Here is a 14,735-nt window from a genome sequence, read left to right on the forward strand (position 1 = left end):
TTCCAACACGGTGCTTACTTCGGTCCGTCGACGCGCGATCGCTACGTCACGCTCGCCGAGGCCCGTCCGCTAGTGGCGGTGTTCGGGCGGGAGATGGCTGCGCGTCAGGCACCCGTGTTGCGTGCCGTCGACCTCGACGCCTCGGACCCCCTCTGCGACGAATGGGTCGTCGTCACCCTTGGTCCGCAGACTGCGGTAGCGTTGATCGCCCGTGAATGTGCGGGCCAGGCCGGCGAAGCGGACCACGACCGTCGCTTCGACTTCGTGGTCACCCATGACCGAGCGGTCGTCACTGCAGCGGCGTCCGCCCTGCTGAACAGAGTGCCGTGATGACCCATCGAAACCGGCGCCTCCATCGACGTGATGGCAACACCTTGGACAGCTGATTCCGATGCCCGATACCGACACCAACGCGCACTACGGCGGTGACGCTGCCGAGGCGTCGTTTCGACGTTTGGTCGACCGCAGTCCCGACGGAATCATCGTGCACCGCGAGGGCCGCGTCGTCTACGCGAACGACACGGCGGTGCGGTGGATCGGAGCGCAGTTCGCCGACCAGGTGCGCGGGCACCTGGTCACCGAGTTCCTCCATCCGGATTCGATCGAAGCCGTTCTGACCCGAATGGCGGCTCTGCGCAGCGAGGGAGACGTCACCCGCGCCTCGGAAAGTGTGCTCCTACGTCTCGACGGCACCACGCTCGACGTGGAGGCCGTGACGGCGCTGACCACGTGGGAAGGCAGACCGGCCTATCACGTGACGCTGCGGGACCTGACGTTCGTCCGCACCGCGCAGCGGAGCCTGCGCTACCAGGCCGCATTGGTCGACCATGTCAGCGTGGCGGTCATCGCCACGACGGTCACCGGCCTAGTGACGAAGTGGAACCGCGCCGCCGAGGTCACCTACCAGCGCCCGGCGGCCAGTGCTCTGGCCCTGCCGATCAGCACCGCCGTCGGAGCGCCACTCGACTTGGCCGCCGTCGTCGCCGGTGGTGGCGTGGTGCACGCCACCCACCACACGTCGGACGGCCATCCGCTGATCGTGCGGGTGGCGGCGACGCCATTGGACACGGGTTACGCGCTGGTGTGCACCGATGAGACCAAATCGCATGGGGTGGAACGCCTTCTGCGCAGGATCGTCAATTCACTCGATGAGGGAATCCTGGTCATCGACGGTGCCGGGAGTGTGACGTCAGCGAACCCGGCCGCCGAGAAGATCCTCGGGCTGTCCGCCGCGGTGCTCACCGGTGGCGACGGCCGCGCCGTGCACGTCGTACCGATGTTCGACGCCGACCGTCGCCGAATCGACTTGCGGGACAACCCCGTCACGCGGACGGTCCGAACGGGACAGTCGTTCCACGGCTTCGTCGTCGGTATCGACCGGACCGACGGTCGCCGCACCTGGTTGCGGGCGAGCTGTCGACCGCTCGAGAGCGACCGTCGTTACGGCGCGGCCATTCTGGTGTCCTTCTCCGACATCACCGCCGAGCGGGTCGCTCGTGAACGGCTCACCTACCGTGCGACACACGACGCACTGACCGGGCTGCCGAACCGCGCCGCCGTGCTGCACCACATCTCCGATTCGCTTCGCGCGCATGGCGATCAGCGGCTGGGCGCCGTGCTGTTCATCGACCTCGACAACCTCAAGTCGATCAATGACTCGCTGGGCCACGACTCCGGTGACGAACTCCTGCAGAGCGTTGCGCAGTGTCTTCGCGCGTCGGTGGGACCGTACGACGTGGTCGGCCGCCTCGGGGGAGACGAGTTCGTCACGCTGGTGGCCGGTGACGTGGGGGGTTCGGAGCTGGCTGACTTCGTCAGCCGACTGGAACGCAGCCTCGCCGAACCGATGACTCTTGGCGCGGCGACGGTGCGCACGCAGGGCAGCATCGGGGTCACCCTCGTGGCGCCGGACGATCGCCGCAGCGCCATCGAGATCCTCCGTGACGCGGATTCGGCCATGTACGAGACGAAGGCCAATCGTCGGCGACGCATCCACCGCAGGACTGGTACGTCGGACCGTCGAATGCCCGACGGCGCGACCAACGATCACGACGTCGCGCGTCACTCGTCACGGGCCGCCGAGGGGCCCGCCGGGTAGCCGGGTCCATCAGCGACGCCCTGCGACCTTCATCTCGATACCGTCGAGCAATTGTTCTAGGCCGGTATGGAATTCGGCCAGTGGATCGCTGTTCGCCTCGTCGAAGGCCCCCGCGTCGAGGGCAGCGGACAGCGCGGTGAACGTCGTCCGGTCGACCAGTCGTTTGAGCAGGTCGGGATAGCCGTGATCCGGCACGGCGCCGGCCCCGATGGCCAGAGCCGCGGCACCGCGCACGAAGTGCTGCACGGCCATGACGGCGCCGAGCTTGTCGCGCTCGGCGAGTGACGTGCCGCCGAGTGCGGCTAGTGCGGTGTTCAGCCACGACAGCTGGCCGGGGTCGGCGGGAGGGCCCACTGACGCGGTGTGCAGCACCCAGGGATGACGGTGGTACACGCCCCACAGCCCGTTCGCCCAATCCGTAAGGGCGCCACGCCAGTTCGCGGGATCGGCAGAGGTCGGTGGCCGGCCGGGCGCCGCGGACAGCATGAACACCAGCAGTTCGTCCTTGTTGGCGACATGTCGGTACAGCGACATCGTGCCGCAGCCCAGCCGCTCGGCCAGGCGCGCCATGGACAGCGAGCCGAGCCCATCCGCGTCGGCCAGATCGATCGCCGCCGCGACGATGCGGTCGCGGGTGAGCCCGCTCGACCGCCGGGGCGGCGAGCTCTCCTGCCACAGCAGGGTCAGCGCACGGGGGAGTGGCGTCTCGTCGGCTTCATCACTGGTCATGTGGGTTTCAGCCTAATGGATCAACCCCGCCTGTGCGTATGTCGTACGCTAATGCGTATGACATACGCACGTCGTTGGTCTGCGCTGTTGGTCGTCGTGGTCGCCGTGTTCCTGGTGCTCTCGCTGCCGCCCTATCTGACCGTTGACCCCGCGCGGTCGCGGGTGCCTGCGACCTTCGGTCTGCACTATCCGTTGTTGGTCGTCCACGTGGCGCTGGCCAGTGTGGCCATGGTGGCGGCGCTGGTTCAGATCTGGCCGGGGTTGCGGGTCCGGCGGCCGGGGCTGCATCGCGGCATTGGCAGGGTGTACGTCGCCGCGGCACTCCCCGCGGCGGCGAGCGGCATGGTCATCGGCGCCGCGACACCGTTCGGCCCCGTCCTCGCCGTGGGCAACGTCGCGCTGGCCACGTCGTGGCTGTGGTTCACCGTCAACGGGTACCTGGCCGCACGGCGGCGCGACATCGCCGGCCATCGGAGGCACATGCTCCGCAGCGTGACACTCGCGTTCTCCATCATCACCAACCGGATCTGGAACCCAATTTTCTACCTGACCTTGCAACCCCTGCGGGACAGCGTCTTTGGCGGCGACGAAGAACACTTCATCTGGCTGGTGGCCGGCCTGTCCGGTTGGCTCGGCTGGACGGTTCCGCTGCTCGTGGTGCAGTGGTGGTTGAATCGCCAGTCCGAGATGCCGGCATCGTCAATTCCTCAGCCTCCGAATACGTTGCGGGTGTAACCTCCGGGCGGTCGTCGAGGATCCGGCGATTCACCGACCTTGGACGGGGTGCGATGACCACTGGGGCGAGCGAGGCGACGGGACAGATGCGCGAATTCAAGGGCAGGATCGAGCTCGACATCCGCGATTCCGAGCCGGACTGGGCGCCGTACGCCGCGCCGACGGCCCCGGCGGATGCGCCCAACGTGCTCTACCTCGTCTGGGACGACACGGGCATCGCAACGTGGGACTGCTTCGGCGGCCTGGTCGACATGCCCGCCATGAGCCGCATCGCCGAACGCGGCGTGCGCCTGACGCAATTTCACACCACTGCGCTGTGCTCGCCGACAAGGGCCTCACTGCTCACCGGGCGCAACGCCACCACGGTGGGAATGGCCACCATCGAGGAGTTCACCGACGGATTCCCGAATTGCAACGGCCGCATCCCGAACGACACCGCGCTGCTCTCGGAGGTGCTCGCCGAACAGGGTTACAACACCTACTGCGTGGGCAAGTGGCACCTCACTCCCCTCGAGGAGTCCAATCTTGCGGCCACCAAACGACATTGGCCGCTGAGTCGCGGCTTCGAGCGGTTCTACGGATTCATGGGCGGGGAAACCGACCAGTGGTATCCCGAACTCGTCTACGACAACCATCCCGTCGCCCCTCCCGGCACCCCGGAGGACGGCTACCACCTGTCGAAGGACCTGGCCGACAAGACCATCGAATTCATCCGCGACGCGAAGGTGATCGCGCCGGACAAGCCGTGGTTCAACTATCTCTGCCCAGGGGCGGGCCACGCCCCGCATCACGTCTTCAAGGAATGGGCCGACAAGTACGCCGGGCGCTTCGACATGGGCTACGAGGCGTATCGCGAGATCGTCCTCGAGAACCAGAAGAAACTCGGCATCGTGCCGCAGGACACCGAATTGTCGCCCGTCAACCCGTATCTCGACGTGACGGGACCGGGCGGCGAGCCATGGCCCTACCAGGACACCGTGCGGCGGTGGGACACGCTCGACGACGAGGAGAAGCGGCTGTTCAGCCGGATGGCCGAGGTCTTCGCCGGCTTCCTGTCCTATACCGACGCCCAGATCGGCCGCATCCTGGACTACCTCGAGGAGTCCGGGCAGCTGGACAACACCGTCATCGTGGTCATCTCCGACAACGGCGCCAGTGGCGAGGGCGGGCCCAATGGTTCGGTCAACGAGGTCAAGTTCTTCAACGGTTACATCGACACCGTGGAGGAGAGCCTGCGGTTCTACGACCAACTCGGTGGGCCCGAGACCTACAACCACTACCCGATCGGGTGGGCCATGGCGTTCAACACGCCCTACAAGCTGTTCAAGCGCTACGCCTCACACGAAGGCGGCATCGCCGATACGGCAATCATCTCCTGGCCCAACGGGATCGACGCCCACGGCGAGGTTCGCGACAACTACGTCAACGTCTGCGACGTCACGCCGACGATCTACGACCTGTTGGGGATCACCCCTCCCGACGAGGTCGGGGGAATCGTGCAGAAGCCCCTCGACGGGGTCAGCTTCAAGGCGGCCCTTGCTGATTCGTCCGCCGACACCGGCAAGGACACGCAGTTCTACGCGATGCTGGGAACGCGTGGGATCTGGCACGACGGCTGGTTCGCCAACACCGTCCACGCCGCCAGTCCCGCAGGCTGGTCGCACTTCGACGACGACCGCTGGGAGCTCTTCCACATCGAAGCGGACCGCAGCCAGTGTCACGATCTGGCGGCCGAACGACCGGAGAAACTGGAGGAACTCAAGGCGCTCTGGTTCAGCGAGGCGGCCAAGTACAACGGACTTCCGCTGGCTGATCTGAACCTTCTGGAGACCTTGACGCGGTGGCGGCCCTATCTGTCCGCTGACAGGAAGACGTTCACGTACTACCCGGGCACCGCCGAGGTCGGCATCGGCGCGGCGGTCGAGATTCGGGGACAGTCCTTCTCGATCCTCGCCGAGGTCACCGTCGACTCGGCCGACGCCCAGGGGGTGCTCTTCAAACAGGGCGCCGGGCACGGCGGGCACGTGTTGTTCGTTCAGGGCGCCCGCCTGCAGTACATCTACAACTTCATGGGTGAGGACGAGCAGCGGGTGTCGGCGCCCGATCCGATTCCGTTGGGTGATCACGTCTTCGGAGTCCGCTACGAGAAGACCGGCACCGTCGAGGGCAGTCACACACCGCTCGGCGACGTGTCGCTGCACATCGATGGTGAGACGGTCGCCACCCTGTCGGGGGTGCGCGCGCATCCCGGCACCTTTGGGCTCGCCGGCGGAGGGATCGCGGTGGGACGCAACTCGGGGCAGGCGATCTCCAGCGCCTACGCGGCGCCGTACGCCTTCACCGGTGGCACCATCGAGAAGGTGGTGGTGGACATTTCGGGCACCCCGTACCGGGACGTGGCACGGGAGCTGGCGCAGGCTTTCTCCAAGGACTGATCACACAGCGCCTACCGTGAACGGGGTGCTCACGGAATTGGTCGGGCTTGCCGGCGGGGACTTCCGGATGGGGTCGACGGCCTTCTACCCGGAGGAATCCCCTGCCCACATGGTGATGGTGTCCGCATTCGCCGTCGAGCGGCACCCAGTGACCAACGCCCAGTTCACTCGATTCGTCGAGGACACCGGATACGTGACGGTGGCCGAACGCCCGCTCGATCCTGCGCTGTACCCCGGGGTCGCGGCGGCAGACCTCGGGCCGGGCGCGCTGATCTTCCGACCGACCGCCGGACCCGTCGATCTGCGGGACTGGCGACAGTGGTGGGACTGGGCGCCGGATGCGTCGTGGCGGCAGCCGTTCGGTCCGGGCAGTGCGATCGACGACCGTCTCGATCATCCGGTCGTGCAGGTTTCGTACGTCGACGCCTTGGCCTACGCGAAGTGGGCGGGACGGCGCCTGCCCACCGAAGCGGAGTGGGAGTACGCCGCGGGTGGCGGCGCGACAACGACCTACGCGTGGGGTGACGAGGTGGCGCCGGGCGGTGACCTGATGGCCAATACGTGGCAGGGTCACTTCCCCTATCGCAACGACGGCGCCATGGGGTGGTCCGGCACGTCCCCGGTCGGCGCCTTCCCGCCGAACGTCTTCGGGCTGGCCGACATGATCGGCAATGTGTGGGAGTGGACGACGACGAGGTATTCGATGCGGCATCGGCGGGCGGGAGCGGAGCGACAGGGGGATCAGCATCGGCGGGCGGGAGCGGAGCGACAGGGGGATCAGCACCGGCGGGTGCCTGAGCAGCAGGCGGAGGGCTGCTGCACGCCCGCGAGGGAGCCGGATCCGAGCGTCAACCAGACACTGAAGGGCGGCTCGCACCTCTGCGCGCCGGAGTACTGCCACCGCTACCGACCTGCTGCCCGATCGTCGCAATCGCAGGACAGCGCGACGACCCACATCGGGTTCCGGTGCGTGGCCGACGTGTGATTCGAAGCGCGTCCGCGGGGGCCGCCTGCGGCCCATACTGTGCCGATGACACGCCACCCACGTGGGGTCGGATGGCTGATTTCGGCACTGGTCGCCGTCAGCGCGGTGAGCGGGTGCACGAAGACCAGCGACGGTCACCCAATCGCAGGACCGACCGGTGATGCGACGGCGACGGCCACCTCGCCAACCACGTCGGCGAGCACCCAACCCGACCTGTCGACCATGGGCGTCGCACCCACCATGCGGGAGACGGTTCCTCCGAACGCCCTGTTGTGTCTGCCGCCTCCGGCGGAGGCCGGCACGGCAACTCCCGTGCTGATCGGTGACCCCGCCGCGCCGAGGATCGTCGTATCGCTGCCCGCCGGATGGAGTGCGGCGCCAACGCCCGCGGGTGTGTCGCTGACCGGACCGGACGGCACCTCCGGCGACGTGAGCATCGCCAGGACCGACCTCGACCCGGCCGCGGCCTTCGAGAAGTACGCCGACGACGTCATGGCGTCGGCCCCGATCAGCAGCGTCAGCGTGCTGCCCGCCGAGATTTGCGGCTACAGCGGGCAACGCCTCGTGGGTGAGCTCTCCGGTGGCGCGCAGGGCAACGAGACCTTCGAGGACCGCATTGCCCACATCTGGACGAATACGAAGAACTACCTGGTGACGATCCATGCCGCCGCGCCCAGCGGCACGCCGGCCTTCGATGCCGCGACGGCGGTGCTTACGGCGGATTTCGCCATCACGATCCCGTGAGTGCCAGACTTCAGGCAGCGTCGCGATCCGGCCGAGAGCCCAGATCCGACGCGATTTGGAGCATCGCGCGTGCTCACCTACTATGTAGGGGTTGCCTTGGGCAGACCTCGGCTGACTGTTCGGATGTAGCTCTTCGCGCAAGCGATCATCGGAGAAGCCAGCCCTGCGTGCCCTTGGGTGACGAAGACCGCGTACGTCAAACAGTTTCATGCTGCTTGCCGTGCACTCAATTCGAGGAGATCTAGTGATTCAGCAGGAGTCGCGGCTGAAGATCGCCGACAACACGGGCGCCAAGGAGATCTTGTGCATCCGGGTGCTCGGTGGCTCGGGTCGGCGATACGCCGGCATCGGCGATGTCATCGTGGCGACCGTCAAGGACGCAATCCCCGGCGGCAATGTCAAGAAGGGCGAGGTCGTCAAGGCCGTCATCGTCCGCACCGTCAAGGAGCGCCGCCGCGCCGACGGCAGCTACATCAAGTTCGACGAGAACGCCGCCGTCCTCATCAAGCCCGACAACGACCCGCGCGGCACGCGCATCTTCGGGCCGGTCGGTCGCGAGCTTCGCGAGAAGCGCTTCATGAAGATCGTTTCGTTGGCCCCGGAGGTGCTGTAAATGAAGGTGCACAAGGGTGACACCGTGCTGGTGATCTCCGGTAAGGACAAGGGCGCCAAGGGCAAGGTCCTGCAGGCCTTCCCGACCCGCGAGAAGGTCCTGGTCCAGGGCGTCAACCGGATCAAGAAGCACACCGCCGTCTCGCAGAACGAGCGCGGTGCGTCCTCGGGCGGCATCGTCACGCAGGAGGCTCCGATCCACGTCTCGAACGTGATGGTCGTCGACTCCGACGGCAACCCCACCCGCATCGGCTACCGCTTCGACGAAGAGACCGGCAAGAAGGTCCGCGTGTCGAAGAAGAACGGCAAGGACATCTAGAGATGACTACCGCAGAGAAGACGCTCCCGCGTCTGAAGCAGCGCTACCGCGATGAGATCAAGGGCGCGCTCAACGAGCAGTTCAACTACGCCAACGTCATGCAGATCCCCGGCGTGGTGAAGGTCGTCGTGAACATGGGTGTCGGTGACGCCGCCCGTGACGCCAAACTGATCAACGGCGCGGTCAACGACCTGCAGCTGATCACCGGCCAGAAGCCGGAGATCCGCAAGGCGCGCAAGTCGATCGCCCAGTTCAAGCTCCGCGAGGGGATGCCGATCGGCGCCCGCGTGACGCTGCGCGGCGATCGCATGTGGGAGTTCCTGGACCGCCTGGTCTCGATCAGCCTCCCGCGTATCCGCGACTTCCGCGGTCTGTCGCCCAAGCAGTTCGACGGCAGCGGCAACTACACCTTCGGCCTCACCGAGCAGTCGGTGTTCCACGAGATCGACGTGGACAGCATCGACCGGCCTCGCGGCATGGACATCACCGTCGTCACGTCGGCGACGACTGACGACGAAGGCCGCGCGCTGCTGCGTGCGCTGGGCTTCCCGTTCAAGGAGAACTGAGCAGATGGCAAAGAAGGCGCTGGTCATAAAGGCCAACAAGAAGCCGAAGTTCAAGGTTCGCGGTTACACGCGCTGCAACAGGTGTGGACGTCCGCACGCGGTGTTCCGCAAGTTCGGCCTGTGCCGAATCTGCCTGCGGGAGATGGCGCACGCCGGCGAGCTGCCCGGTGTCCAGAAGTCCAGCTGGTAACCCCCAACCAACAGACCAACTAGGAAAGCACGCGGCAGGCCCCCAAGGGTATTCAACCCGGCGGGAACCGCCGCGAGGAAGGTGAGCTGGCTGTCATGACCATGACGGACCCGATCGCAGACTTCTTGACACGTCTGCGCAACGCCAATTCGGCGTACCACGACGAGGTGACTCTGCCTCACTCGAAGATCAAGGTGCACATCGCCGAGATCCTCAAGGAACAGGGCTACATCACCGACTTCCACACCGAGGATGCTCGGGTGGGCCAGGCACTGGTGGTGCAACTGAAGTACGGCCCAAGCCGTGAGCGCAGCATCGCAGGCCTGAAGCGGGTTTCCAAGCCCGGCCTGCGCGTGTACGCGAAGTCAACCAATCTGCCCCGGGTTCTCGGTGGCCTCGGCGTGGCGATCATCTCCACGTCCGGTGGCCTACTCACCGACCGTCAGGCAGCACGACAAGGCGTGGGCGGCGAAGTCCTCGCTTACGTGTGGTGAGGGAGTAGACATGTCGCGAATTGGAAAGCAGCCGGTCCTGGTTCCCACCGGGGTCGACATAACGATCGACGGACAGAACGTGTCCGTCAAGGGGCCCAAGGGCTCACTCGCACTCGATGTGGCCGAGCCGATCTCGATCGAGCGCAACGACGATGGCGCCATCCTGGTGACCCGTCCGGATGACGAGCGGCGCAACCGCTCGTTACACGGGTTGTCTCGCACGCTGGTCGCCAACCTGATCACCGGTGTCACCGAGGGCTACACCACGAAGATGGAGATCTTCGGCGTTGGTTATCGCGTCGTGCTCAAGGGCAAGTCCCTCGAGTTCGCGCTGGGCTACAGCCATCCCGTCGTGATCGAGGCGCCCGAGGGCATCACGTTCGCGGTGGAGACGCCGACGAAGTTCTCGGTCACCGGTATCGACAAGCAGAAGGTCGGCCAGATTTCGGCGAACATCCGCCGCCTGCGTCGCCCTGACCCGTACAAGGGCAAGGGCGTTCGCTACGAAGGCGAGCAGATCCGCCGCAAGGTCGGAAAGACAGGTAAGTAATGGCTGCCAATACAGAAACCATCAAGCGCAAGCCGCTGGGGCAGAACGTCTCCGAGACCCGGCGGATTTCGCGGACCCGTCGCCACGCCCGGCTGCGCAAGAAGGTCGCCGGTACTGCCGAGCGTCCGCGCCTCGTGGTCAACCGCTCATCGCGGCACATTCACGTGCAGCTGGTGGACGACCAGACCGGCACCACGCTGGCCGCCGCGTCGTCCATCGAGGCCGACGTCCGTGCCGTCGAGGGTGACAAGAAGGCCCACAGCGTCCGGGTCGGACAGCTGATCGCGGAGCGCGCCAAGGCCGCAGGCATCGACTCGGTCGTGTTCGACCGCGGTGGAAACACCTACGGCGGCCGCATCGCCGCACTGGCCGATGCCGCCCGCGAGAGCGGACTGACATTCTGATGAAGACTCAAGACGGAAGGACTGTCTGATGGCCGATCAGCCAACAGCAGGAACCGGAACCGGCGCCGGAGCGGCGGGCACCACCGGTAGCCGGCCCCCACGCGGTGGCGGCGGGGGTGACCGCGACGGACGCGGGCGCCGCGACGACCGTGGTGGCCGTGGTGGCCGCGACGGCGGTGACAAGAGCAACTTCCTCGAGCGCGTCGTTGCCATCAACCGCGTGTCGAAGGTGGTCAAGGGTGGTCGGCGCTTCAGCTTCACCGCGCTGGTCATCGTCGGTGACGGCAACGGCATGGTCGGTGTCGGCTACGGCAAGGCCAAGGAAGTTCCCGCCGCGATCGCCAAGGGCGTCGAGGAAGCACGCAAGAGCTTCTTCCGCGTTCCGCTGATCGGTGGCACCATCGTCCACCCCGTCCAGGGTGAAGCCGCCGCAGGCGTGGTCATGCTGCGTCCCGCCAGCGCGGGTACCGGCGTCATCGCCGGTGGCGCGTGCCGCGCGGTACTGGAATGCGCAGGCGTGCACGACATTCTGGCCAAGTCGCTGGGCAGCGACAACGCGATCAACGTGGTGCACGCCACCGTTGCTGCGCTGAAGATGATCCAGCGTCCCGAGGAAGTCGCCGCGCGTCGCGGTCTTCCGATCGAAGACGTCGCACCGCCGAGCATGCTCAAGGCGCGGCGTGAGAGCGAAGCGCTGGCCGCTGCGGCCGCGCGTGACGGATCGGCATAGTCATGGCTGAAGTGAAGATCACCCAGGTGCGCGGCACCGTCGGCGTCCGCTGGAAGCAGCGCGAGAGCCTGCGGAGTCTCGGACTGCGCAAGATCCGTCAGACCGTGGTGCGCGAGGACAATGCACAGACGCGCGGCCTCCTGGCCGTCGTCAACCACCTCGTCACCGTTGAGGAGGCGTAAGTCATGAGTGACGTCATCAAACTGCACGATCTGCGCCCAGCGCCCGGGTCCAAGACCGCCAGGACCCGCAAGGGTCGCGGCGAGGGCTCGAAGGGTAAGACCTCGGGTCGCGGCACCAAGGGCACCAAGGCCCGCAAGAACGTCCCCGTGACGTTCGAGGGTGGCCAGATGCCCATCCACATGCGGCTTCCGAAGCTCAAGGGCTTCCGCAACCGCTTCCGCACGGAGTACCAGGTCGTCAACGTCGCCGATCTGGACCGGCTGTTCCCCAACGGCGGCACGGTCGGTGTCGACGAGCTGGTGGCCGCCGGTGCGGTCCGCAAGAACACCCTGGTGAAGGTGCTCGGCGACGGCAAGGTGTCCGTTAAGGTCGATGTCACCGCTCACAAGTTCAGCGGCAGCGCGCGCGAGAAGATCAGCGCCGCGGGCGGGTCAGTCACCGAGCTGTAGATCAGACGTACGGAGCCCCGCACGCCTTGGCGTGCGGGGCTCTTTCGTTCATCTGGTTGGTTCGTCCTGGACGTCTCAGGACCCGTACTGGAAGCAGCCGATGCCGGGCACGCAGCCGCCTCCGCCAGCGGGTCCGCCGTGGCCGCACGAGCCGTCGGCGGTGCAGCCCCCGCCACCTTGCGGACCACCGTTACCGCACGTGCCGTCGTTGGTGCAGCCGCCGCCGCCCTGAGGGCCACCGTTACCGCACACGCCGTTGGCGCAGCCATCACCACCAGGACTCTGCGGGGCGAACTGAGTGGTCTGGTTGCTTGCCGCAATCGCGAAATTCTCCGCCACAGCGATCGGCGCGGCGAAGATCGCCGTCGCTGCAGCACCGGCCATGATCATTGGGGTTATCAAATTCATCGCTTTCATACCGCGTTTGTACCACGCCGTAGCGGCGTCAAAACGCAGGCGAATGAAATGTGCGTCACACAACGAAGCTGCACTAGCTACCGGTTGTGACGTGCGACGGGTCAGTGCAACTGTGGCAGCACCTCGGCCGCGAGCCGGTCCATTTGCTCGCGGTCCTCTGCGACGTCGTCGCCTAGTGGGTTGAGCAGAATCATTTGCGCTCCGGCGTCGATGACGGCACTTAGCCCGGCGGCCACCTCGGCCGGGGTACCCGACACCGGCACCGCCTCGATGCCGGGCATTTGGCCGTACTTGCGGTGCAATCCGGCGACGACACGCTCCCGCGCACGAGCGGCGTCGTCGTCGATCATCAGGTAGACGCGCTTGCCGATCGTGAAGGCTGCCGGATCCCGGCCCTGGACGTCGAGTTCCCTGCGCACCGTGGCGGCCACCTTGACGAACGTCTCGGTGGTGGAGGAACCCGCACCGAGGAAGGAGTCGCCGAGGCGCACCGCGCGGGCCAGCGCGGCCCCAGCGGTGCCGCCGAACCAGATCGGTGGGTGCGGCCGCTGCACGGGCTTGGGCTGAATCGGCAGGTCGTCGACATCGCGGAACCTGCCGTGGAACGTCACCCGCTCCTCGTCCGACCACGCTGCCTTCATGAGCTCGAGACCCTCGGTGAAACTGCTGATGAACGTCTTGGGCTCGATCCCGAACGCGGCGAATTGACGGAACCCGCCGCCGGGCGCCACCCCGAGGTCGAGTCGGCCGTGGCTGAGCCGGTCGACGGCCGTGGCAGTGGAGGCCAGCTGCAGCGGGTCGTGAAGCGACGACACGATGACCGCGACGCCAAGCCGCAGCCGGGTGGTGCACGCGGCTGCGTAGGAGAGCAGCTCCATCGGCGCGATCAACGACTCGGCACCGATCGTCTGCTCAAGCGTCCACCCTCCTTCGAAGCCGAGTTCCTCGGCGCGGAGCAGGTAGGCCTTGAACGCGGGCCCGTCGAAGCCGTTCAGGTCGAGCTGGGGCAGAGAGATCGAGAAGCGCACCCGATCCACGTTACGGCTGATTTCGCGAAACACTGCTCGCGGAGGGTTTGGCGCCATCATCGGTAGGCTCGCGTCATGCTCAGCTTCCTGACAGACGTGCCCGGCGCCGGCGAATTGCGAGCGATCGTGCGCAAGGTGGACACCGCGCGTCACAACGGCGTGCCCAGTGGCTGCGTGCTCGAACTCGACCTCCAGTCGATGCCACCGGAGTCGAGCGGCTTCGATCCGCTGGCCATGCTCAACGGCAACGGCAAGCCCCTGCTTCTGCGCGAGGCGGTCGCGGCCATCCGGCGGGCCGCGAAGGACGATCGCGTCGCAGGGCTGATCGCGCGCGTCCAACTGCCTGCGGCGCAGGCCGGGCCGGTACAGGAGCTGCGCGAGGCGATCGTCGAGTTCAGCGACACCAAACCCTCATTGGCTTGGGCCGAAACCTATCCGGGCACGATGTCGTACTACCTCGCGTCCGCCTTCCGCGAGGTGTGGATGCAGCCGTCGGGCACCGTCGGGCTGGTCGGGTTCGCGACCAACGCACTGTTCCTGCGCGACGCGTTGGCGAAGGCGGGTATCCAAGCGCAGTTCATCGCACGCGGCGAATACAAGTCGGCGGCCAACCTGTTCACCGAGGAGAGCTACACGGAGGCGCACCGGGAGGCCGACGGCCGGCTCATCGAGAGTTTGAACGAACAGGTGCTCGCGGCCGTGGCGGCGTCACGCCACCTCGAAACCGGCGACGTCGACGCGCTGGCGGACAAGGCGCCGCTGCTGCGCGACGACGCGGTCACCGGGCGCCTCGTCGACCGCATCGGATTCCGCGACGAGGCATATGCGCGCATCACCGAACTGGCGGGAGCACCGGCTGTCGCACCCGACGGTCCCGACGCGCCACCGCGGCTCTACCTGTCCCGTTACGCACGCGCGACGGGGCCGGGGTCCACGCCGTCACTGCCCGGCCGCAAGTCCAAGCCGACCATCGCCGTAGTGACGCTGGCCGGGCCCATCGTCAGCGGTCGTGGCGGACGTCAGCTGTCCCCGCTGGGAACGTCCAGCGCAGGCGGTGACACCATCGC

20 protein-coding genes are annotated in these 14,735 nt (G+C 66.8%); 17 read left to right on the forward strand and 3 right to left on the reverse strand.

Annotated features, from left to right (window positions below; genetic code table 11):
- On the forward strand, positions 1-330 hold a 330-nt coding region (locus ACRDUX_RS37485; protein ID WP_526422052.1), incomplete at its 5' end, for a DICT sensory domain-containing protein.
- 61 nt (positions 331-391) lie between these two features.
- On the forward strand, positions 392-2,098 hold the full coding sequence (locus ACRDUX_RS37490) for a diguanylate cyclase domain-containing protein (RefSeq protein WP_526422054.1): 1,707 nt from the start codon (positions 392-394) through the stop codon (positions 2,096-2,098).
- 9 nt (positions 2,099-2,107) lie between these two features.
- Here ACRDUX_RS37490 and ACRDUX_RS37495 read toward each other — a convergent pair whose 3' ends face one another.
- Positions 2,108-2,827 (reverse strand): TetR/AcrR family transcriptional regulator, encoded by a 720-nt coding sequence (locus ACRDUX_RS37495; protein WP_526422056.1) that lies wholly within the window; start codon positions 2,825-2,827, stop codon positions 2,108-2,110.
- 57 nt (positions 2,828-2,884) lie between these two features.
- Here ACRDUX_RS37495 and ACRDUX_RS37500 point away from each other — a divergent pair, with 57 nt between their 5' ends.
- From ACRDUX_RS37500 to rplO, 14 genes are all read left to right on the forward strand, one after another.
- Positions 2,885-3,562 carry a DUF2306 domain-containing protein gene (locus ACRDUX_RS37500; protein ID WP_526422058.1) on the forward strand — a complete coding sequence of 226 codons (678 nt, stop codon included), beginning with the start codon at positions 2,885-2,887 and terminating at the stop codon, positions 3,560-3,562.
- Between the two features lie 86 nt (positions 3,563-3,648).
- Positions 3,649-5,997 carry an arylsulfatase gene (locus ACRDUX_RS37505; RefSeq protein ID WP_526422083.1) on the forward strand — a complete coding sequence of 783 codons (2,349 nt, stop codon included), beginning with the start codon at positions 3,649-3,651 and terminating at the stop codon, positions 5,995-5,997.
- Between the two features lie 25 nt (positions 5,998-6,022).
- Positions 6,023-6,982, forward strand: coding sequence for a formylglycine-generating enzyme family protein (locus tag ACRDUX_RS37510; protein WP_526422060.1), 960 nt, complete (start codon positions 6,023-6,025; stop codon positions 6,980-6,982).
- A 45-nt stretch (positions 6,983-7,027) separates the two neighbouring features.
- Positions 7,028-7,726: a hypothetical protein gene (locus tag ACRDUX_RS37515; RefSeq protein ID WP_526422061.1), complete on the forward strand. Its 699-nt coding sequence runs from the start codon at positions 7,028-7,030 to the stop codon at positions 7,724-7,726.
- Positions 7,727-7,970: 244 nt separating this feature from the next.
- Positions 7,971-8,339, forward strand: coding sequence for a 50S ribosomal protein L14 (gene rplN / locus ACRDUX_RS37520; RefSeq protein ID WP_526422063.1), 369 nt, complete (start codon positions 7,971-7,973; stop codon positions 8,337-8,339).
- On the forward strand, positions 8,340-8,657 hold the full coding sequence (gene rplX, locus ACRDUX_RS37525) for a 50S ribosomal protein L24 (protein ID WP_526383127.1): 318 nt from the start codon (positions 8,340-8,342) through the stop codon (positions 8,655-8,657).
- 2 nt (positions 8,658-8,659) lie between these two features.
- The gene (rplE, locus tag ACRDUX_RS37530) at positions 8,660-9,223 is read left to right on the forward strand and encodes a 50S ribosomal protein L5 (protein ID WP_526422065.1); all 564 of its coding nucleotides are present in this window, start codon (positions 8,660-8,662) and stop codon (positions 9,221-9,223) included.
- A gap of 4 nt (positions 9,224-9,227) precedes the next feature.
- Entirely contained in the window at positions 9,228-9,413 is a 186-nt protein-coding gene (locus ACRDUX_RS37535) for a type Z 30S ribosomal protein S14 (RefSeq protein WP_163918946.1), read from the forward strand.
- Between the two features lie 95 nt (positions 9,414-9,508).
- The gene (gene rpsH / locus ACRDUX_RS37540; RefSeq protein WP_526422067.1) at positions 9,509-9,907 is read left to right on the forward strand and encodes a 30S ribosomal protein S8; all 399 of its coding nucleotides are present in this window, start codon (positions 9,509-9,511) and stop codon (positions 9,905-9,907) included.
- 10 nt (positions 9,908-9,917) lie between these two features.
- Positions 9,918-10,457, forward strand: coding sequence for a 50S ribosomal protein L6 (gene rplF, locus ACRDUX_RS37545; protein ID WP_526422069.1), 540 nt, complete (start codon positions 9,918-9,920; stop codon positions 10,455-10,457).
- Positions 10,458-10,492: 35 nt separating this feature from the next.
- Positions 10,493-10,861: a 50S ribosomal protein L18 gene (gene rplR, locus ACRDUX_RS37550; RefSeq protein WP_526422085.1), complete on the forward strand. Its 369-nt coding sequence runs from the start codon at positions 10,493-10,495 to the stop codon at positions 10,859-10,861.
- 28 nt (positions 10,862-10,889) lie between these two features.
- Positions 10,890-11,591, forward strand: coding sequence for a 30S ribosomal protein S5 (rpsE, locus tag ACRDUX_RS37555; protein ID WP_526422071.1), 702 nt, complete (start codon positions 10,890-10,892; stop codon positions 11,589-11,591).
- Between the two features lie 2 nt (positions 11,592-11,593).
- Positions 11,594-11,773 (forward strand): 50S ribosomal protein L30, encoded by a 180-nt coding sequence (gene rpmD, locus ACRDUX_RS37560; RefSeq protein WP_526422073.1) that lies wholly within the window; start codon positions 11,594-11,596, stop codon positions 11,771-11,773.
- A 3-nt stretch (positions 11,774-11,776) separates the two neighbouring features.
- A complete protein-coding gene (gene rplO / locus ACRDUX_RS37565) occupies positions 11,777-12,223 on the forward strand; it encodes a 50S ribosomal protein L15 (RefSeq protein WP_526422075.1) in 447 nt (148 codons plus the stop codon).
- Positions 12,224-12,298: 75 nt separating this feature from the next.
- On the opposite strand, the gene ACRDUX_RS37570 is transcribed toward rplO, so the two are convergent.
- A complete protein-coding gene (locus ACRDUX_RS37570) occupies positions 12,299-12,607 on the reverse strand; it encodes a hypothetical protein (RefSeq protein ID WP_526422077.1) in 309 nt (102 codons plus the stop codon).
- A 134-nt stretch (positions 12,608-12,741) separates the two neighbouring features.
- On the reverse strand, positions 12,742-13,668 hold the full coding sequence (locus ACRDUX_RS37575; protein WP_526422079.1) for an LLM class flavin-dependent oxidoreductase: 927 nt from the start codon (positions 13,666-13,668) through the stop codon (positions 12,742-12,744).
- 75 nt (positions 13,669-13,743) lie between these two features.
- On the opposite strand from ACRDUX_RS37575, the gene ACRDUX_RS37580 reads away from it, so the two are divergent.
- Positions 13,744-14,735: S49 family peptidase (locus tag ACRDUX_RS37580; RefSeq protein ID WP_526422081.1), on the forward strand; the 992-nt coding region annotated here is incomplete at its 3' end.

This window comes from Mycobacterium sp., from assembly GCF_050701675.1.
Classification (GTDB): domain Bacteria; phylum Actinomycetota; class Actinomycetes; order Mycobacteriales; family Mycobacteriaceae; genus Mycobacterium.